The organism is Streptomyces corynorhini (assembly GCF_003346515.1).
GTDB classification, from domain to species: domain Bacteria; phylum Actinomycetota; class Actinomycetes; order Streptomycetales; family Streptomycetaceae; genus Streptomyces; species Streptomyces corynorhini.
This window is the reverse complement of sequence record NZ_QQNA01000308.1, coordinates 1-19,691: the sequence shown is the minus strand read 5'-3', so window position 1 is coordinate 19,691 and position 19,691 is coordinate 1. Positions and strand designations below refer to the sequence as shown.

The 19,691-nt window shown below is 72.6% G+C and carries 15 protein-coding genes and 1 tRNA gene; 5 read left to right on the top strand and 11 right to left on the bottom strand.

The window, feature by feature from the left end:
* Nucleotides 1-12: 12 nt before the first annotated feature.
* From DVH02_RS30000 to DVH02_RS29980, 5 genes are all read right to left on the bottom strand, one after another.
* Complete coding sequence (locus DVH02_RS30000; protein WP_114626996.1) at nucleotides 13-1,086, bottom strand: sugar ABC transporter substrate-binding protein; 1,074 nt, start codon at nucleotides 1,084-1,086, stop codon at nucleotides 13-15.
* A gap of 210 nt (nucleotides 1,087-1,296) precedes the next feature.
* Complete coding sequence (locus DVH02_RS29995; protein ID WP_114626995.1) at nucleotides 1,297-2,139, bottom strand: polysaccharide deacetylase family protein; 843 nt, start codon at nucleotides 2,137-2,139, stop codon at nucleotides 1,297-1,299.
* A 70-nt stretch (nucleotides 2,140-2,209) separates the two neighbouring features.
* Nucleotides 2,210-3,106 carry a nitrilase-related carbon-nitrogen hydrolase gene (locus DVH02_RS29990; protein ID WP_233518545.1) on the bottom strand — a complete coding sequence of 299 codons (897 nt, stop codon included), beginning with the start codon at nucleotides 3,104-3,106 and terminating at the stop codon, nucleotides 2,210-2,212.
* A gap of 73 nt (nucleotides 3,107-3,179) precedes the next feature.
* Nucleotides 3,180-3,899, bottom strand: coding sequence for an SDR family oxidoreductase (locus tag DVH02_RS29985; RefSeq protein ID WP_114626994.1), 720 nt, complete (start codon nucleotides 3,897-3,899; stop codon nucleotides 3,180-3,182).
* Nucleotides 3,900-4,065: 166 nt separating this feature from the next.
* Complete coding sequence (locus tag DVH02_RS29980; protein ID WP_114626993.1) at nucleotides 4,066-4,818, bottom strand: SDR family NAD(P)-dependent oxidoreductase; 753 nt, start codon at nucleotides 4,816-4,818, stop codon at nucleotides 4,066-4,068.
* Between the two features lie 565 nt (nucleotides 4,819-5,383).
* On the opposite strand from DVH02_RS29980, the gene DVH02_RS29975 reads away from it, so the two are divergent.
* The 3 genes from DVH02_RS29975 (at nucleotide 5,384) to DVH02_RS29965 (ending at nucleotide 10,353) form a co-directional block, all read left to right on the top strand.
* On the top strand, nucleotides 5,384-6,952 hold the full coding sequence (locus tag DVH02_RS29975; protein ID WP_114626992.1) for a DUF4331 domain-containing protein: 1,569 nt from the start codon (nucleotides 5,384-5,386) through the stop codon (nucleotides 6,950-6,952).
* Between the two features lie 378 nt (nucleotides 6,953-7,330).
* Entirely contained in the window at nucleotides 7,331-8,611 is a 1,281-nt protein-coding gene (locus tag DVH02_RS29970; protein WP_233518544.1) for a tetratricopeptide repeat protein, read from the top strand.
* Nucleotides 8,608-10,353 carry a HoxN/HupN/NixA family nickel/cobalt transporter gene (locus DVH02_RS29965; protein WP_233518543.1) on the top strand — a complete coding sequence of 582 codons (1,746 nt, stop codon included), beginning with the start codon at nucleotides 8,608-8,610 and terminating at the stop codon, nucleotides 10,351-10,353. The genes DVH02_RS29970 and DVH02_RS29965 overlap by 4 nt, the downstream gene beginning before the upstream one ends.
* Before the next feature lie 56 nt (nucleotides 10,354-10,409).
* On the opposite strand, the gene DVH02_RS29960 is transcribed toward DVH02_RS29965, so the two are convergent.
* Nucleotides 10,410-11,063, bottom strand: coding sequence for a FadR/GntR family transcriptional regulator (locus DVH02_RS29960; RefSeq protein WP_407697696.1), 654 nt, complete (start codon nucleotides 11,061-11,063; stop codon nucleotides 10,410-10,412).
* 91 nt (nucleotides 11,064-11,154) lie between these two features.
* Here DVH02_RS29960 and DVH02_RS29955 point away from each other — a divergent pair, with 91 nt between their 5' ends.
* On the top strand, nucleotides 11,155-12,423 hold the full coding sequence (locus DVH02_RS29955; RefSeq protein WP_114627004.1) for a CynX/NimT family MFS transporter: 1,269 nt from the start codon (nucleotides 11,155-11,157) through the stop codon (nucleotides 12,421-12,423).
* A 126-nt stretch (nucleotides 12,424-12,549) separates the two neighbouring features.
* Here the strand turns inward: DVH02_RS29955 and DVH02_RS29950 are convergent.
* A tRNA-Pro gene (locus tag DVH02_RS29950) sits at nucleotides 12,550-12,623 on the bottom strand.
* A 107-nt stretch (nucleotides 12,624-12,730) separates the two neighbouring features.
* Between DVH02_RS29950 and DVH02_RS29945 the strand changes: the two genes are divergently transcribed.
* The gene (locus tag DVH02_RS29945; RefSeq protein ID WP_114626990.1) at nucleotides 12,731-13,213 is read left to right on the top strand and encodes a DUF309 domain-containing protein; all 483 of its coding nucleotides are present in this window, start codon (nucleotides 12,731-12,733) and stop codon (nucleotides 13,211-13,213) included.
* 24 nt (nucleotides 13,214-13,237) lie between these two features.
* Here the strand turns inward: DVH02_RS29945 and DVH02_RS29940 are convergent, their stop codons facing one another.
* The 4 genes from DVH02_RS29940 to DVH02_RS29925 all read right to left on the bottom strand — a co-directional run bounded on the left by DVH02_RS29940 (nucleotide 13,238) and on the right by DVH02_RS29925 (nucleotide 19,500).
* On the bottom strand, nucleotides 13,238-13,918 hold the full coding sequence (locus tag DVH02_RS29940; RefSeq protein ID WP_114626989.1) for a LutC/YkgG family protein: 681 nt from the start codon (nucleotides 13,916-13,918) through the stop codon (nucleotides 13,238-13,240).
* A complete protein-coding gene (locus DVH02_RS29935) occupies nucleotides 13,915-15,357 on the bottom strand; it encodes a LutB/LldF family L-lactate oxidation iron-sulfur protein (protein WP_114626988.1) in 1,443 nt (480 codons plus the stop codon). Before DVH02_RS29935 ends, DVH02_RS29940 begins: the two co-directional genes overlap by 4 nt.
* A complete protein-coding gene (locus DVH02_RS29930) occupies nucleotides 15,354-16,073 on the bottom strand; it encodes a (Fe-S)-binding protein (RefSeq protein WP_114626987.1) in 720 nt (239 codons plus the stop codon). The genes DVH02_RS29935 and DVH02_RS29930 overlap by 4 nt, the downstream gene beginning before the upstream one ends.
* 112 nt (nucleotides 16,074-16,185) lie before the next feature.
* Complete coding sequence (locus tag DVH02_RS29925) at nucleotides 16,186-19,500, bottom strand: family 78 glycoside hydrolase catalytic domain (protein ID WP_114626986.1); 3,315 nt, start codon at nucleotides 19,498-19,500, stop codon at nucleotides 16,186-16,188.
* Nucleotides 19,501-19,691: the final 191 nt, after the last annotated feature.

Genomic DNA, 19,691 nt, shown 5'->3' with positions numbered 1-19,691 from the left:
GCACAGACCGGCTCAGTACTCGGGGTGGAAGTCGCCGACGGTCTCGCGGGTCGCGAAGGGCGTGCCGGGCAGCGCGGACGACTCGGTGAGGTTGATGAAGTGCGGGACGTCCTCGCCCTTGACGTGGTCGGCGAGCGCGCGGATCGCCTCGACGGTCTCCTGTGCGGGCAGCATCATCACGCTCTGCTCCAGCGCGCCCCGCTTCACCGAGTCCAGCGCCCAGGCGTCGCCGCCGAAGTCGTAGATCTTGACCTTCCCGGCGCGTTTGGCACCGCTGACGGCCTGGACGACACCGCGGCTCATCCCGGAGAAGTTCGACATGATGACGTTGAGGTCCGGGTTGGCCCGCAGGATGGTCTGGGCCGCCGCCAGCCCCTTGGGCGTGGTGTAGTCGGTGGACTGCCGGGCGACGACCTCGAACCCCTTGTGCTTCGCGAACTCCTTGGCCGCCTCCTGGAAGCAGATGGTGTTGGCGTTGAGGTCGGGGCCGGAGATGAGGGCGACCTTGGCGCCCCCGGGGTTGTCCTTGATGACCTGGTCGACCCAGTCGCGGTAGACGTCGAGGGTCTGACCGCCGACGTAGGTGACGGTGCCGGGCTCCCAGGTCTTGTCACCGAGTTCGGTGGCGCGCCCGCAGATCGGCAGGTTGAAGACGGAGACGAGGATGCCCTTGTCGGCGGCGTTCTTGGTGAGCAGCTTGCACACCAGGTTGCCGTCGTTCGGCTCGACCGCGAAGGCGTTGTACCGGCCGCTGGTCAGGGCCGTCTGGATCTGGTCGAACTGCTTCTGGGCGTCGAACTGCCCGTCGAAGACGTCGAGTTTCACCCCCAGCGTGCCGGCCTCCTTCTTGGCCGCCGCGATGGCCGCCTGGAGGTAGGCGTTGCTGGTGCCCGCCGAGAAGTAGGCGATCTTCAGATCCGACACCTCGGCGGGCCCCTTGGCGCCCGTGGACGACGCGCCGTCGGAGGTGGCGGCGGCCTGGTCGGAGGGGACGGAACACGCCCCGGCGGTCAGGGTCACGGCGAACGCGCAGGCGGCGACCGCGAGGAGGGATCGCGCGCCGGATTTCTTCAGAGGTCGTTCCATGGTCGTTCTCCCTACGGGGGACAGGCGAGGTGACACGGGAGCGCGGGGGGTGGTGGCGTCGGCCGGGGTGCGGAGGCTTCGCGGGGGTGCGGAGGCTTCGGAGGAGTGTGGGCCCTGAGCCTCGGCCCTCGATCCTCGGTTCTTCTCGGTCTTCGGTTCTTCTCGGTCTTCGGTTCTTCTCGGTCTTCGGGCCTTCTCGGTCCTCGGGCCTCAGTCCTCGGTCCAGGTGTCGTAGATCTCGCTCAGACCGGCGAACCAGGTGCCTTCGTGACCGCGCATGTAGTCGATGAGCTTCTCGAAACCGATCAGGTTGTGCGCACGCGCGATGGTCTGCGGGTGCACGGTCAGCGCGAGCACTCCCGACGGCACATGCTGATAGGCGTAGTCGAAGTGGTCCTTCCAGCGCTGGAACATCACCTCGCTGGAGCCAAGTCCCTGGTTGACGCCGGGGATGTACTCGGCGACGGGGAAGTCGTCGAGGAACCACGAGACGGGGAACTCCAGCAGCGGGCTCGGCGGACCGAAGGTGCTGCCCTCCTCCCAGCCCACGGTCACCGGCCGCGGGTGGTACGGCTCGAAGTCACGGCCCATCAGCGAGGAGTCCCACTCGAATCCGTTCTCCTCCAGGATCCGCATCGTCCCGTCGGTGAAGTCCCAGGCGGGCGAGCGGTATCCGCGCGGACGCACCCCCACCAGCTTCTCGTGCTGCGCCAACTGCGCTGCCATCAGGCGCCGTTCGGTGTCGAGGTCGAGGCTCGGCACGCCCTCGTGGTAGCAGCCGTGGGCGGCTATCTCGTGACCGGCGTCCACGATCTCCCGGAAGCGCTCCGGGAACGTCACCATGGAATGCCCCGGGGTGCACCAGGTGGCCCGTACCCCGTACCGCTCGAAAAGGCTGATCAGCCGGGGCACTCCGACCTCGGCACAGAACTCACCGCGGGAGAGATAGCTGGGGCTGCTGAGGTTGAAGGTGCCCATCCAGACGCTGTGCGCGTCGAAGTCGGCGCCGATGGAGACGGCGAGGGTCTTGCCCTCGGGAAGGTGGAGAGGCATGTCGTCCTCCGGTGGGAGACGGGAAGGGAAGGGGCGGTGGGGCCCCAAGCCGTGGCGGGCCGGGGCGAGGTCAGAGACCGGCCAGCAGCTCTTCGGCGTAGTCGCGGTAGACCGGTGCGCGGCGGCGGCGGTCCGTGTGGGTGGTGGCCGCGCCCGTCCGCCGGTTCTCGTGGAGCAGATCGAGGTCGAGCCGGGCGGTGATGACGTCCTGGGTGTCCGGGGCGGCCTCGGCGAGCACACCGTCGGGGGCGAATCCGGTGTCGCAGGGGCCGAGGACCGAGGAACGCCCGCGCCCCGGGGAGAGCGGAGCCCCGGGGTCGCCGGTGGTCGGGCAGTGCACCACGTACACCTGGTTCTCGATGGCGCGGGCCTGGGCGCAGTGCCGGACACGCCAGAAACCGGCCGGGGTGAAGGTGTAGGACGGGCTGACGATCAGCTCGGCGCCCTTGCGGGCGAGGACCGTCGCGACCTCGGGGATCTCCGTCTCGTAGCAGATGGAGACACCGACGGTGACGGAGCCGACGCGGAAGGGCGCGAGGATGTCTCCCTCGCCGGTGCCCCAACCGGCCTCGGCCGGGAAGATATGCGTCTTGACGTGGCGGACGACCGAGCCGTCGGGGAAGAACACGAAAGCCGTGTTGTGCACCCCCTCGCCGTCGGGCGCACGGACCAGGTGCGAGCCCGCGACGATGACCTGGCCCCGGGTGCGGGCCGCGTCCTGGAACAGGGCGCCGTAGTCGTCGGTGTAGTCGGCGATCCGGCTCAGCTCGCCCACGGGATCGGCGCGCCAGCCGGGCCGGGCGGTGAAGAGCGCCGCCGTGAACAGCTCGGGCAGAACCACCAGGTCGGCGCCGTCCGTACGGTCGAGCAGGCCGCGCACCTGTCGGGCGAAGGCGTCGAACCCGTCGACCTCGCGCATCTCGAACTGGGCCGCCGCGACGGTGAGGGAGTTGCTCATCTCGGTCATGTCCTCTCTGTGGTGGGTCCGCCTGTCGTAGGTCCGCCTGTCGTGGGTCCGCACGCCGCGTACCGGCGGCGGCTCACTGGGCGAGCAGCCCGCCGTCGATGACCAGGTCGGTGCCGGTGACGTACGCCGACTCGTCCGACGCCAGATAGACACACCCGTGGGCGATCTCGGCAGGTGTGCCGCCGCGGCCCATCGGGGTGCCCGCCAGGACGGCCGCGTTCAGCTCGGCGGGCTGCGCGTCGGTCAGCGGGGTCTCGATCCAGCCGGGGATCACGGAGTTGGCGCGGATCGCCTCGGCGGCGTAGGTGATGGCCGCGTTACGGGTCATGCTGCGTACGGCGCCCTTGGCGGCGTGGTAGGCGTGCGTGCCCACACCGCCCACCACCCCCCAGGCCGAGGAGATGTTGATGAGCGAGCCACCGCCCGCGCGCCGCATCGCGGGGATCGCCGCGCGCATGCCGAGGAAGACACCGGTCTGGTCCACGGCGATGACCCGCTCCCACTCGGCGAGGGTGAGGGTGTCGATCGGCTCGTAGGAGATGAGACCGGCGTTGTTGACGAGGATGTCGAGACGGCCGTGCGCACGCTCCACACCGGCGACCGCCTCCGCCCAGCCGTCCTCGTCCGTGACGTCGAGGCGGATCTCCCGGACACCGGGCACCGGCGGATCCGCCGCGGTCAGGTCGGCGGAGACGACCACGGCGCCCTCCCGGACGAACGCCTCGGTGATCCCCCGGCCGATCCCCCGGGAACCTCCGGTGACGAGGGCGACCTTGCCCGCCAAACGCCCCATGATGTGCTCTCCAGTCCTACCGGCGCGGGGCCGGTCGCAGTGCGGTGCGATGCAGTGAGTGGTGATGCGGTGTGTGGTGATGCGGTATCGGTGTGCCGTGGCGCGCTGCCGGTGTGCCGTGGCGCGCTGCCGTCTCGTGGTGCGCCGCCGATGTCATGCGCGGGCTTCAGCGCGCCAGAAAACCGCCGTCGATCACGAGATCGGTACCGGTCACGTACGCCGACTCGTCCGACGCCAGATAGACACACCCGTAGGCGATGTCCAGCGGCTCGGCGCCCCGCCCCATCGGCGTCGACGCGATGACGGCGTCGTTGAACTCGGCGGTCTGCGACGCGGTCATGGGCGTACGGATCCAGCCCGGCAGCACCGCGTTCGCCCGGATCGACTCGGCGGCGTAGGTGATGGCCGCGTTACGGGTCATGCTGCGCACCGCGCCCTTCGTCGCCTGGTAGGCGAGCGAGCCGGGGACGGCGGCCGCGCCGTAGATCGAGGAGATGTTGACGAGCGAGCCGCCGCCGCGTCGGCGCATCGCGGGGATCACCGCGCGCATCCCGAGGAAGACACCGGTCTGGTTCACCCCGAGTACGCGGTCCCACTCGGCGGCGTGCAGTTCGTGGACGGCTTCGTACGAACCCACTCCCGCGTTGTTGACCAGGATGTCGATACCGCCGTAGCGGTCCTCCACCACCCCCACCACGCGGTCCCAGGCGTCCTCGTCGGTCACGTCGAGCCATTCGAACGCGACGGCCCCGGCGTCCTGTGCGTGCTCACCCCGGCCGTCCGCGCTCCCCGGTTCCGGCCGGATGACGTCGGCGGCCACCACCGTGGCTCCCTGCGCGGCGAAGAGGTCGGCGATACCCCGCCCGATCCCCCGGGCCCCGCCACTGACCAGTGCGACTTTGCCTGCCAATCGGCTCATATCCGCTCTCCGTCCTCGGCTTCGCCACGCGTCCGGTGCATCCCGGCCCCGGGGCTTGTGGAAGGACAGTAGGAGCGGCGAGCGGGCACCACGTCCGTAGAAATGCTTACTTCCTCGCCCTCGCCCGTCCCCGTCCCGCCCCTCCGCGGGACCGCGCGGGACCGCGCAGGACCGCGACACCGCCGCGACAAGGCCGCGAAGGTATCGATCGGCCCAGTGGTCCGGCCCGTGTCGCGGGGGGTTTTCCGCGGCTGCGCCGTGCCGGTACCCACCGCTTCACCTGCGCTTGTCTGCGATCGCGTCACGCGGTGGCCCGGCGGGGACGCGCCCCGTCGGCGTGTGGCGGCGGCTTTTCGTGGTTCTCTGCGTTCTGCGCATCGACTTCCGGTGCGCGGTGACAACCCGACCCGCGAAGGTGACCTGACCTTCGTGGAAGCCGCCCGGACACGTTTCGATGTCCCGCCCGCTGGGTCGGTGCCTCACACCTCCCCCATCTGAACTCCCTCGTGCCCGCGTGCGGCAGGACGCCACGCGGGCCGGGTGGCTTCGCAGCGAGAGGAACCCCATGAAGACTCCTTCCGCACGGCCTCGTGCGCGCCGTGTCCTCGACCATTCACTGATGGTCCTGGGCGCCGGCGCGCTGGCCACCGGGCTCGGCGCGCTGACCCTGGCCCCGGGTGTCAGCGCGGCCTCCAGCCACCGTGAGGCTCCGCTGATCGCCGGGGACCCCCGGGCGGACAACACCGACGTGTACGCCTTCACCAGCCCGGACCGGTCCGACACGGTGACGCTCGTCGCCAACTGGATTCCCTTCGAGGAGCCCAACGGCGGGCCGAACTTCTACGCGTTCGCCGACGACGCCCGGTACCACATCAAGATCGACAACACCGGGGACGGGCGCCCCGATGTCACCTACACCTGGCGCTTCCGCAACATCGTCCGCGACGACGCGAACCAGTTCCTCTACAACACGGGCCCGGTGCGCACACTGGACGACCCCCATCTCAACTTCCGCCAGGTGTACGACCTGACGGTGACCGAGCACGGGCACACCCGCACCCTCCTGCACGACGCGCCGGTCGCCCCCTCCCGGGTGGGTCCGGCCTCCATGCCGGACTACGCGGCCCTGCGCGGCCAGGCCGTGCGCAACGCTCCCGGGGGCGCGAAGGCGTTCGCGGGCCAGGCCGACGACCCGTTCTTCGCCGACCTGCGCGTCTTCGACCTGCTCTACGGCGGGAACCTCAGCGAGGTCGGCCAGGACACGCTGGCCGGGTACAACGTGAACTCCGTCGCGCTCCAGATCCCCAAGAAGGCCCTGGCGCTGCACGGCAACCCGGGTCGCAACCCGGTCGTCGGCATCTGGTCCACCACCGAGCGCCGGGGCGTCAACGTCACCGACAGCCGGGCCAAGGACCCCGACGGGGGCTGGCGTCAGGTGTCCCGGCTGGGCAATCCGCTGGTGAACGAGGTGGTTGTGCCGCTCAAGTACAAGGACGCCTTCAACTCGATCTCGCCCGACCAGGACCGCACGGTGCAGCCGGTCGTCGACAAGGTCTACGACCCGATCCTGCCCAAACTGATCCAGCAGGTGTACGGGATCCCCGCGCCGAAGACGCCGCGCGACGACCTCGCCGAGATCTACCTGACCGGGATCTGCAAGGCGTGCGGGCCGATCAAGGCCGATCTGAACGCGCACAGCCTCAACAGGGACGCGGCCCCGTCCCGGATCGTCCCGGCCGAGGAACTGCGGCTCAACATGGCCGTCGCGCCCACGGCGAAGCCGCAGCGGCTCGGTGTGCTCGCCGGGGACCTGGCCGGCTTCCCCAACGGCCGCCGGCTCACCGACGATGTCATCGACATCTCCCTCCAGGCGGTCGAGGGCGCGGCGCAGACCGGCAAACTCGTCCCCGCCCTCAAGGACGGTGACAAGGTCGATGCCAATGACGTCGGCTTCGGGCGCGGCTTCCCGTATCTGGCGCTGCCGCACACCAAGGCCGTGAACTCGCCGAGCACCGGAGCGAAGCGGTCCGCCATGCTGCACCCGGACAACGCCGTCGCCATCGGTGGCGTGGGCGCGCTGCTGCTGGGCACCGGCGGGTTCCGCGTCTGGCGCCGCCGGGCCGCAAAGGTCTGACGCGGCACAACGACCGGTCGGGCGCGGCCCTTCCCTCGGGGGCACTCCTCGGGGCCGCGCCCGGCCCACTCCGCGCGGCCCACTCCGCCGCGCGGCCGTACGCCGCGCACCGTGTCACACCGCGCCGCGCCGCACCGTGTCACACCGCACCGTGTCACACCGCAGCCCGTCTCCCGCAGCCCGTTCCCGCAGCCCGTTTCGCGCGGCCCGCGGTCAGCGAGCAGCCGCAAGCCGAGGAGGACCGTGCCTCAGCCGCACTCCCACCCCCGTTCCCGCCCGCTCCACCGTTCCCCTCAGCCGTCACCGCCCTCCCCCTCGCGACCGCCGTCCGGCGAGCGGGGCGCGAGGCGCGGGCGCGGGCGACTGCGCGGTACGGCGGTGACCCTGGCCCTGGGCGCGACGCTCTTCGCCGCGGGCGCGGTGGGGCTGGCCCCGGCCGGATCCGGTTCCCGGGACGGCGGCCCGGCCGACGCGGTGACGGCGGCGGCGCGGGAGGGATCGCCGGAGGCCCTGCGCGAACGGCTGCGCCGACTGCCCGAAGACGCCCCCGGCTGGGCGTCATTGGGCATGGCCTACGTACAACAGGCGCGCACCACCGCCGATCCCGCCACCTACGCGAAGGCGGAGTCGGCGCTGCGCACCTCACTGAAGGTCCAGCCCGAGGACAACTACGCCGCGCAGACCGGCCTCGGCGCCCTGGCCGCCGCCCGGCACGACTTCGCGGGCGCCCTCGACCGGGGCCGCGCGGCCGTCATCGTCAACCCCTCGGGATCCGCCGCGTACGGGGTGCTCGCCGACGCCCACACCCAGCTCGGCCGGTACGAGGCCGCCTTCCGTGACGTCCAGCGCATGACCGATCTGCGTCCCGACACCTCCTCGCTGGCCCGCGCCTCGTACACGTGGGAGCTGCGCGGTGACGTCGCGCGGGCCAAGGCGCTGATGAAACGCGCGCTCGACGACGCCTCGACACCGGGGGACAGGGCGTTCACCCGCGCCCACCTGGCCTCCCTGGCACAGGAGTCGGGCGACCCGCGCACCGCGCTGCGCGAGGCGGAAGAGGGCCTGCGGACCGCTCCGCGCGACCCGCAGCTGCTGGAGGCCCGCGCCCGCGCCCACAGCGCGCTCGGCGACAGCGGGCGGGCCGTCGCGGACTACACGGCGGCCGTCGCCGTCACCCCACTGCCGCAGTATCTGCTGGGACTCGGCGAACTCCAGCAGTCCCTGGGGCGAACCGACCTGGCCGAGGAGCAGTACGAAGTCCTGCGCGCGCAGGACCGGTTGCGCACCGCCGCGAAGGCCGTGCCCGATGTGGACGCCATCCTCTTCGAGGCCGACCACGGCGACCCGCGCCGCGCTGTCCGCATGGGCCGCGCCGCCGTCGAGCACCGGCCCTTCCTCGCGGTACAGGACGCGTACGGCTGGGCGCTGCACCGCGCCGGACAGGACGCTCGGGCGCTGCCGTACGCCGACAGCGCACTGGCGCTCGGCACACGTTCCGCGCTCTTCCACCACCACCGGGCGATGATCGAGCGTGCCCTCGGCGATCCGGCGGCGGCCCGCCGGGACCTGGAGACCGCCCTCTCCGTCGATCCGCACTTCCACCCACTGCACGCACCCGCCGCGCGGACCGCGCTCCAGCGGATCGGCGCCGCCTCGTGAACCTCCGTCGTATCCGCCGCGCCCTCGCGGTGAGCGGCCTCACGGCGCTCGCCGCCACCGCGTCCGCCGTCACCGCGCCCACCGCGTCCGCCGCCACCGCGTCGGCCGCCGTCGCACCGGCTGCCCTGGCCCACCCCCTGGGCAACTTCACCGTCAACCACCACACCGGACTGACGGTGCGTCAGGACCGGATCGACGCCACCCTCGTCGTCGACAGCGCCGAGATCGCCGCCGCGCAGGAGCGGGTACGCGTCGACCGGGACGCCGACGGGACCGTCGACGCGGCCGAGTCCCACGCCTACGCGCTCGACCGGTGCGCCGCCTCGGCGCGGCGGCTGCGGGTCGAGACGGCGGGCCGACGCCTGGCATGGACCGCGACGAGCAGCGCGTTCACCTACCACCCGGGAGAGGCCGGGCTCACCACGAGCAGGCTGACCTGCGGTCTCACCGCGGCGGCCGATCTGCGCCACCCGTCGCGCCTCACCGTCCGTACCGAGTACGACAGCCGCCGCATCGGCTGGCAGGAGATCACCGCACGCGGCGACGGGGTCACCCTCACCCACTCCGACGTACCCGCCCGTTCGGCCACGGACGAACTGCGCCACTACCCCGCGGACCCGCTGGCCGACCCCCTCGACCAGCGCACGGCCACGGTGCGCACCGCGCCCGGCGGTGGCGACGGGCTTCCCGCGACGTCGGCCGCCCCGGCGGGCAGCGGCCCGCTCGGCACCGCCCTGGACCGGATCACGGGGGTATTCGACTCGCTGGTCGGAAGCCGCGAACTGACCTTTCCCGTAGGCGTGTTGGCGCTGCTCCTCGCCGTGGTCCTCGGAGCCTCGCACGCCGCGCTGCCCGGCCACGGGAAGACCATCATGGCGGCGTACCTGGCGGGCCGGCGGGGTACGCCCAGGGACGCGGTCACGGTCGGCGCCACCGTCACCCTCACCCACACGGCCGGAGTGCTGGTCCTGGGCCTCCTGCTGCCGGTCGCGACCACGCTCGCGGGCGAGACGGTGCTGACCTGGCTGGGACTGGCCAGCGGGCTGCTGGTGACCGCCATCGGACTGTGGCTGCTGTACGGGGCGGTACGCGACCGGCCCACGCACGGCCACAGCCACGGCGGACACCATGATCACAGCCACGGCCACGGCCACAGCGAACACCATGATCACCGCCACGGTCACCCTCACCCTCATCACGGCCGGCACACGCCCCGCCCCCGGAGCGAGTCGAGAAACCCGCTGCCCGGCCGCCGTCGGCCCCTCGTCACCACCGGGGCCGCGGAGGAAGGCACCGCCGTCGCCGTCCTCACGGACGAACACTCCCCCGCACACCGGCCCCACTCCCCCGCACCCGGCGCCCACGCGCACGAGCACCACACGCACCACGGGACTCCCGGGGTGACGAGGGGCGGGCTGATCGGCATGGGTATCGCGGGCGGGCTCGTGCCCAGCCCCTCAGCCCTCGTCGTCCTGCTCGGAGCCGTCGCCCTCGGCAGGACCGCCTTCGGTGTGCTGCTGGTCGTCGGATACGGACTCGGCATGGCCGCCACCCTCACCCTCGCCGGTCTCCTCCTGGTCCGGCTGCGCGACCGGCTCGACCACACCGCACGCGCCGGGCTGACCGGAGAGCGCTGGGCCGGGCTGCGGAGACTGACCCGGTTCTGGCCGGTGATCACTTCCGCTCTCGTCCTGACCGTGGGTATCGGGCTGACCCTGCGGGCCGCCGCAGGCCCCTGGTAGGGCGACCGGGCCTCAACGGGCGACCACGGGAGGGGGATCGCGCGGACAAGCGGCCTTCAGTCCATGTAGGACGCCGCCTCCCGGGCCGCTCGGTCGGCGTCGCGGTCGCGGATGGCGTCGACGAGGGTGTCGTGGTCCTGGAACTGCTCGGAGCGCAGCGCGTCACCGAAGTGGTCCAGCAGGGAGTCCCGGATGACCTCGCCGAGGTCGGCGTGGAGTCCGGCGAGCACGGTGTTCCGGGACGCGGTGACGACGGCCAGGTGGAAGGCCACATCGGCGTTGACGAAGGCGTCGCGGTCGCCCGCGGCCCACGCTTCCTGCCGCTGCCGGAGCGCGTGATCGAGCCGTTCCAGGTCGTCGTCCGTACGGCGTTGGCAGGCGAGACGGGCGGCGCGCACCTCCAAGGCGCCGCGGACGTCCCTGATGTCCTCCGTCCTGGCCGTCCCGAAGCGGTCGCGCATCACACCGGCGAGTTCGCTGGTGGCCAGGACGTAGGAGCCGGAGCCATGGCGGATGTCCAGCAGCCCGGTGTGCGCGAGAGCCCGGATGGCCTCGCGCACGGTGTTGCGTGCCACGCCGAGCTGCTCGACGAGGTCGGTCTCGGTGGGGATGCGGCTGCCGACCGGCCAGGCGCCCGATGTGATCTGTTCGCGAAGCCTGGCGATCACCTGGTCGCCCAGCGCTTGGCGGCGCACGGGATCCATGTTCATGCCGCGTAGCCTACGTCAGACCTACGGTCATCCCATGACTCTATGAGAATCACTGGACATCGAGTCATGGGATGACTCTACGATGGGATCCATGACAGCGGACGAGGTCAACGAAAGCGCCGCGGATTCCCCCGCTCCCCCCGCGGATCCGCGCGGCTCCGCGCCCCGCGCCGCGCCGGGCGGAGCGCGCCGGGTGGCCGTGGTGGCGCTGGTCCTGGCCGCCCTCAACCTGCGGCCCGGGGTCACCAGCGTCGGCCCCGTCCTGGAGGAGGTCCGGGACAGCCTCGACATGAGCGGCTCGGTCACCGGGCTCGTGACCTCCGTCCCCGCGGTGTGTTTCGCCGTGGTCGGCTCGGCGGCGCCGCTCCTGGCACGGCGCTTCGGCGCGAGCGGCGTCATCGCGGTCGCCGGGGCGGTGCTCGCCGTGGGGCTGGCGCTGCGGTCGTTCGCCCTCGATCCGATGCTGTTCGTCGTCCTGACAGCGCTGTCGCTGGCGGGTATCGCCGTGGCCAACGTGCTGCTGCCGATGGTCGTCAAGCAGCGCTTCCCCGAGCGGGTGGGCACGATGACCGGCCTCTACTCCATGGCGCTGAACGTCGGCGCCTCGTCCGCGGCGGCGCTGACGGTGCCCCTGGCTGAGGCGTTCGGCGGCGACTGGCGCTACGGTCTGGGCGCCTGGTCGGTACTGGCCGCGCTGGCCGTACCCCCCTGGGTGATGCTGGCCAGGCGCCGGACCGTACGGCCCCCGGGCCGCGTCGGCGACACGACCGGCCCGCCGCGCGCGAACGCCGGGCGACTCTCGCGCGACCCCACGGCCTGGGCGCTCACCGCGTACTTCGGACTCCAGGCCGGCTCCGCCTACATCATCATCGGCTGGCTCCCCCAGATCTTCCGGGACGCGGGACTGTCCGCCGGTACGGCGGGCGTGCTGTTCTCCGCGTCCTCCCTGCTCGGAGTGGCGCTGTCCCTCGCGCTGTCCGCCGCGGCGGGCAGGCTGCGCCACCAGAGCGGGCTGGCCGCCGGGATCGGCCTGTGCGGCTTCGCCGGGTTCGCCGGGCTGTGGTGGGACCCCGCCTTCGCGCCCTGGCTCTGGGCGGTCCTGCTGGGCATCGCGAACTGTTCCTTCCCCCTGGCCCTGACGATGATCGGCATGCGGGGCCGCGACAGCGCCACCGTCGCCCGGCTCTCCGGCTTCGTACAGAGCCTCGGCTACGCCCTCTCCATTCCAGGACCGCTCGTCGTCGGCGTCCTCTACGACCACGGCGACGGCTGGCGGCCACCGCTCACCTTCGTGCTGCTGCTCGTCCTGGCCCAGATCGCCGCGGCCGTACCCGCGGGCCGCGACCGCCAGATCGGCTGAGTCCGACCGACCTGCCCACCCACCTCGCCGACAGGCGATGGCGCGTGGTCCCCAACTCGCCCCGGGAGAAAGCGAAAGGCGGTACCGGATTTCTCCGATACCGCCTACGACCCGCGAAAACGCAAGTCGGGACGACAGGATTTGAACCTGCGACCCCTTGACCCCCAGTCAAGTGCGCTACCAAGCTGCGCCACGTCCCGATGCCCGGTCCGCCGGAGGGTTTCCCGCCCGGTCCGACCACGCAGGAGTACATTACCGCACTCCTGGCGACCGCCGGGACGCCGCCCGGTGGGAGGACAATCGGGGCATGAGCGAGAGCGGGCGGGATCGGGACAGTGAGGGACGTGCTCGCAACGCGCGGCCCCGGGACGGGCTGGGGCGGCCGTTGCCCTACGGGGCCGAGGGAGTGGAGCGGCAGCCCGAGGGGGTGGTGCGTACGCCGGATCGGACGCTGCGGGAGGCGCAGCGGCTGCTGGACGGGGGCAGGCCGTTCCACGCGCACGAGGTGTTCGAGGACGCGTGGAAGTCGGGGCCCGAGGAGGAGCGGGCGCTCTGGCGGGGGATGGCACAACTGGCGGTGGGGCTGACGCACGCCGCCCGGGGCAATACGACGGGCGGTGCGCGGCTGCTGCGGCGGGGGGCGGCGGAGATCGGTGGCTACCCGGATCCGCACGGCATCGATGCCGCGGGGCTGGCGGTGTGGGCCCGGGAGCTGGCGCTCCGGGTGGAGCGGACGGGCGCGGACCGGCCCGTGGACGCCGCCTCCGAGTCGCCCCGGCTGACCCGGTGACCGGCCGGTGGTGCCCGGCGGCCGTCACTCCGTGAGGAGGATGACCTCCAGCGTGCGCGGGCCGTGCACGCCCTCCACCCGGTCGAGTTCGATGTCGCTGGTCGCGGACGGTCCCGAGATCCAGGTCAGGGCGCGGGTGGGGTCGAGCCGGTCCATGGCCCTCGGTACGGAGGCGACGACCTGGTCCGGGACGCGTACCACGCAGATGTGGTGGTCGGGGATGAGCGTGATGCGGCGTCTTCCCTGGTCGGGGGCGGCGTCCAGGATCAGGGTGCCGGTCTCGGCGATGGCCAGGGCGCATCCGGTGACGACGCTGTCGACCGCGTCGAGTTCCCCCGCGGTGATCGCCGGGTCGTCCGCGATCCGGGTGAGGCCCTCGGGTGTGCCGGTGAGCCAGTCGGCGGGCAGCGCCGGAGGGACCAGGAGCGTACGGGCGCCCCGGTCGGCCAGCAACCGTCCGATGAGCGCGGGCAGTTCCGGGGTGTCGGTGCGGTGGACGAGGGCGCGGTAGTCCGCGAGGTTCTCGGCGAGCAGGTCGACGGTCCGGTCGTCGGGGGTGTGCGTGTCGAGGTAGTCGCGTACCGGCCCGGGGGCCTCCGGGGCGTCCGCGACGGCGGTACGGATCCGGGCGAGGATCCGCTCGCGCGAGCCGACGCTCGCGCCGCCGCCGTCCCGGCTCTGCCCGTCGCGCTCGGTCCCGCTCATGCCCCACCGTCCTCGATGTCGTTCGCACGGTTCTTCCGCCACCAGTCGCGGAACGGTTCCGCCGGCAGCTCCGGCAGGTCACGCGCGTCCGTCCAGGCGCCCGCGCCCGGCGGCTTCGACGGGTGCAGCCGTCGGGTGCGCGAGGCGGCCCGCTCGCCCGCCGCCATGACGCGCGGATGGTCGAGGACCCAGCCCGCCGCCTTCATCGCGGCCTTCTCCAGCCGGTGCCCCTTGCCGCCCCTGTCGGCGACCCGCTCGCGCAGATGGACCAGGACCTCGGGGATGTCGATGGCGACGGGGCACACCTCGTAACACGCCCCGCACAGCGAGGAGGCATACGGCAGCGAGGCGTCGATCTCGCTCTCGGTTCCCCGGAGTTGGGGGCTGAGGATGGCTCCGATCGGGCCCGGGTAGACCGAGCCGTACGCGTGGCCGCCGGCCCGCTCGTACACCGGGCAGACGTTCAGGCAGGCCGAGCAGCGGATGCAGCGCAGCGCCTGGCGGCCTACCTCGTCGGCCAGGGCGGCGGTGCGTCCGTTGTCCAGCAGGACCAGGTGGAAGGTGCTCGGACCGTCGGTGTCATGGGTGCCGGTCCACATGCTGGTGTACGGGTTCATGCGCTCCGCCGTGGAGGAGCGCGGCAGCGTCTGGAGAAAGACCTCCAGATCGCGCCAGCCCGGCACCACCTTCTCCACGCCCACCACCGAGATCAGGGTCTCGGGCAGGGTCAGGCACATCCGGCCGTTGCCCTCGGACTCGAAGACCACGAGGGTGCCGGTCTCCGCCACCATGAAGTTGGCCCCGGACACACCGACCTTGGCGCGCAGGAACTTCTCGCGCAGATGCAGTCGCGCGGCCTCGGCGAGTTCGCCGGGGGTGTCGGAGAGGCCGTCGGGGGCCGCGCGGCCCCAGGACGCCATCCGGTCGCGGAAGATGTCACGGATCTCGCCCCGGTTGCGGTGGATCGCGGGGACGAGGATGTGCGAGGGACGGTCCTCGCCGAGCTGGACGATGAGTTCGGCGAGGTCGGTCTCGTAGGCGGCGATGCCCTCGGCCTCCAGCGCCTCGTTGAGGCCGATCTCCTGGGTGGCCATGGACTTGACCTTGACGACCTCGCGCTCGCCGGTGGCCTTGACCAGCTCCGTCACGATGTGGTTGGCCTCAGCGGCGTCGGCCGCCCAGTGGACCACACCGCCCGCCGCCGTGACCGACTCCTCCAGCTGGACGAGATAGCGGTCGAGGTGGCGCAGTGTGTGGTCCTTGATCCGCTTGCCGGCCTCGCGCAGCCGGTCCCAGTCGGCCAGCTCCGCCACGGCCTTCGCCCGCTTGTCGCGGATGGTGTGGGTGGCGTGGCGCAGGTTGGCGCGCAGGGTCTCGTTGCCGACGGCTTCCCTCGCGGCGACCGGGAACGCCGGCATCCCCAGATAGGTACCGCTCATGACCAGGGCTCCTCTTCGGTCGACGCCAGGATCTCGGCGAGATGCACGGCGCGCGGGGCGCCGCTCTCCCGGCTCAGCATGCCGCCGATGTGCAGGAGACAGGAGTTGTCGGCGCCGCACAGCACCTCCGCGCCGGTGGCGGCGGCGTTGTGGACCTTGTCCCGGCCCATGGCCGCCGAGACATCGGGGTTCTTGATGGCGAAGGTGCCGCCGAAGCCACAGCACTCGTCCGCGCCCGGCAGCTCGCGCAGCTCCAGTCCGCGCACCGCCTCCAGCAGCTTTCTGGGCCGCTCCCCGAGTCCGAGCATCCGCAGTCCGTGGCAGGACGGGTGGTAGGTGACGGTGTGCGGGAAGTACGCGCCGACATCGGTCACGCCCACCACGTCGACCAGGAACTCGGTCAGCTCGTAGGTGCGTGCGGCCAGGGCGGCGGCGGCCTCGCCGCCGAGGTCCGGATAGTGCCCGCGCACCATGGCGGCGCAGGATCCGGAGGGGGTGACCACGTAGTCGTACCCGGCGAAGACCCGGGATGTGCGCCGCACCAGCGGCTGCGCCTCGCGCCGGTAGCCGGTGTTGTACTGGGGTTGCCCGCAGCAGGTCTGGCCCTCGGGGAAGTCGACCTCGACGCCGAGGCGTTCGAGGAGCCGGACGGTCGCGATGCCGGTGGACGGATACACCGCGTCGTTGACGCAGGTGAGGAACAGGGCGGCGCGCATGGGCGGAGCACAGGCCGGGCCCGGCGGCCCGGGGAGGGAGCCCCGTGGGGATGATGGTGTGTCAGACATCCGATGGATCAGCCTTTCTCCGTACGGTGGCACAGCACGGCCGTCAGGGCCGTCCCACGAAGTCCCAGGAGCCGTGCCCCGCGCGATAGAGCACGAAGCCCGGTTCGGTGCGCAGATACTCCGCCCCTGCCGGTGCCTTCACCTGTTCGCGCCGGTCGGCCGGTACGTGGACCTCGGCCGTCGCCCCGATCGGGACGGCCACGGTCAGCCGCAGGTCGCGGCCGATCCGCGACCAGGCCACCGACGCCGTACCGCGCACCGTACGGATCGAGGTGCGGGCCCAGCTGACGCCGGTACGGCCGTCGGGGCGCACGGTGAAGGTGCGGTACCCGGCGTCCCCGGGGCGCAGCCCCGCGACGTTCTCGTAGAGCCACTGGACGACGGTGCCCTGGAAGTAGTGGTCGCGGGAGCGTGAGTCGAGCGGCCACATCTCCCACATGGTGTCGGCGCCGTTGTCGAACCAGTGGCCCCAGCTCGGATAGGTGCGCTGGGTGGCGATCGCGTGCGCGACCTCGGGACGGCCGTGGGCGCACAGCACCCGCAGCAGCACGCTGGTGCCCAGCGCGCCGGTGTCGAGATGGTTGCCGCGCGCGGTGATGTCGGCGACGAGGCTGTCGAGCACCGAGGCGTGGGCGCCGCTCGGGACCAGTCCGAAGGCCAGGGGCAGCGCGTTGGAGGTCTGCCGGTAGCCGGGGTCCTTCGCCGTGCTGTAGTGGCCCGACGCGTTGAGGAAGGTGGCGTTGAGCGCCTCCTTGAGCCCGGCGGCGGCCCGCCGGTAGCGCTCGGCGGTCGCGTCGTGGCCCAGCAGCGCGCCCAGCTCGGCCGTCTGGGTCAGCGCGCGGTACAGATACGCGGTCGCCGTCAGCCGGGTGTCCTCGGGCGGGTTGCCGCCGTAGCCGGGCGGCAGATAGTCGCCGAGCGCGGTGACCGCGAGTCCGTCGCGGAGCCGGTCCAGCTCCCAGTCGAGGTAACGGGTCAGGGTCGGCCAGTGGTCGCGGGCCACCCGGTCGTCGCCGTAGATCCGGTACATCTCCCGTACCAGGAAGGGATATACGGTCGTCCACTCGGGCGACGGCCCCAGGTCCCCGTAGCCCCATCCGCCGCTCGGCACGATCACCGGCAGCTGCCCGTCTGCGTTCTGACTGTCCGCCAGGTCGCCGAGCCACTTGGCGAGGAAGCGGTGCACCCCGAAGGCGTACTCCATGATGGGCGCGCCGAGCTGCGCGTCGCCCGTCCAGCCGTTCTTCTCGTACATGGGGGTGTCGGTGGGGATGCCGTGCAGGTTGTTGAGGAGGGTGCGGCGCATCGCGCGGTCGAGCTGTCCGTAGAACGGCTCCGAACACTCGAAAGCGCTGACCTCGGCCACCTCGGTGTGGACGACCCGGCCCAGCACGTCGGAGGGGCGCGGACGGCTGGGCAGACCGCTGACCTGCACATAGCGGAAGCCCTTGTAGGAGAAGGAGGGCTCCCACACCTCGGTGCGCCCACCGCCCGCGCAGATGTACTCGTCGCGCTGGAACCGGCCGGGCACGTGTCCGGTCCCGGCCGACACACTGCCGTCGGCGTCGAGCCGCTCGCCGTGGGTCAGGGAGACGACGGTGCCCGCCGGGGCCCGTACGCTCAGCCGGGTCCAGCCCGCGGTCGTACGGCCCATGTCGACGACGTACACACCGTCGCTCAGCTCGGTGATCGCGGTGGGGGTGAGGGTCTCGGTGATCACGATGGGGTCGTGCGGCTGGGCGCGCAGGGTGCCCCGGGGCGCGGTCTGCGGCCGTGGCCGGCGCCAGGCGCGGTCGTCGAAGCCGGGCTCGGTCCATCCCGCGGGCGCCAGCCGGGCGTCGTAGGTCTCGCCCGCGTAGAGGGAGTTGGTGAGAGTGGGCCCTTCGGTGATGCGCCAGTCGGTGTCGGAGACGACGGTCGTACGGGAGCCGTCCGGGTGCTCGGCCTCCAGCCGGCACAGCAGCCGGGGTTCGCCGTGCCACGGTGGCCGGTGCCAGTTCCAGACGTTGGGGGTGGTCATGCCGTAGAAGCCCCGGCCGAGGGTGACGCCGAGGGCGTTGGCGCCGCGCCGGAGCAGCGGGGTGACGTCGTGGACGGCGTACATCACCGTCTCGTCGTAGTCGGTGAAAGCCGGGTCGAGGACCTGGCTGCCGACGGGCTCGCCGTTCAACTCGGCGACGTAGTAAGCCAGTCCGCTGATGTAGAGCCGGGCGCTGCTGACCTTTTTGGACAGGGTGAAGTCGCGGCGCAGCAGGGGCGCGGGGGCCTCGGGCGCGGCGACCGAGACGCCGCTGCCCCAGGGTCCCTGGCCGTAGGGGGCGAGCACGGCGGCGGCGGGCCAGTCGCTGTCGTCGAAGTCCGGCCGCCGCCAGCCCTCGGGGTCGGCGTCGGTGGCGCGCCAGCCCGCTCCGGTGACCAGCTGCGTACGGGCCCCTCCGGCGGTCTCGACGACCAGCTTGACCAGCAGTCCCGCCGGGTTGACCGCGACGTCGCCGCGGTTGGTGGCGAGTGCGGCGAGGACGATCCGGCCGCCCGCCGACCGTACGGCCTCGGTGACGTCGGCGCTGTGGCCGGTCCGCCAGCCGTCGGTCCGCTCCGGTGCGCCCAGCACCTCGCGGCCGTCCAGCCAGAGGGTGAAGTCGTCGTCGGCCGTGGCGGTGACGGTGGCGCGCGTGACGTCGGCGCCCGCCGGGAGTGGCAGAGCGCCGCGCAACCGGCGTGCTCCGACGGGGGCGTTGGAGGTGGTGGCGTCCTGGGTCCAGATCCAGGACGCGCCGTCGAGGCCGGGCGGCTCGGGTGCCGGGTCGGCGCCTATCCACCGGGCCTGCCAGGGCTCGTCGCCGAGTGCGGTCTCCCACCAGTCGGCGGTGCTCCACGGCGAGGCGTGCCCGTCGGCGTCCCAGACGCGGACCTGCCAGTGGCAGCGGGTACGGGCGGCGAGTACGGGGCCCCCGTACGGGACGGCGACGCTGCGGTCGGAGGCGATCCGGCCGGTGTCCCACAGCAGCCGGCGGCCGGCGGCGAGGTCGCGCGGGTCGGCGGCGGCTCTGATCCGGTAGGCGCTCTGCCGGGCGGCACGCCGCCCGGCGCGGCCCGGGTCGCGGCCGCCGGGGGCGGCGCCGGAGGCGGCCAGCTCCCAGGAGAGCAGCGGACGGGCGACGTCGGTGCCGAGCAGCCGTTCGGTGTACTCGACCGTGGTGGCCGCGATCCGCAGCGCGCCCGGCCCGCCGTCCGGCGCCGCCGGGCCCGCGGCGGGCGCGACCGCGCCGGCCGGCGGAGGTGTGCAGCAGACCTCGGCGTGTCCAGCCCATGCCCATAGCGGCTCCTCGTATCGGACCCTCGGATTGAAACGTTTCATGACCCGGCTGGCATCGTAGAGCCGACCCCGTCCGCGCGACAAGGGGTGCGCAGGGGGCCGGTGATGCGGGATCCGGACGGGGACGCGAGCCGGGGTGCGGGCGCGGGTGCGGGCGAGGTGCGGGCGAGTCCCTCGTGACGCGCGATCATCACCGGCCCCCTGCGCACCCCTTGTCGCGCGGACGGGGTCGG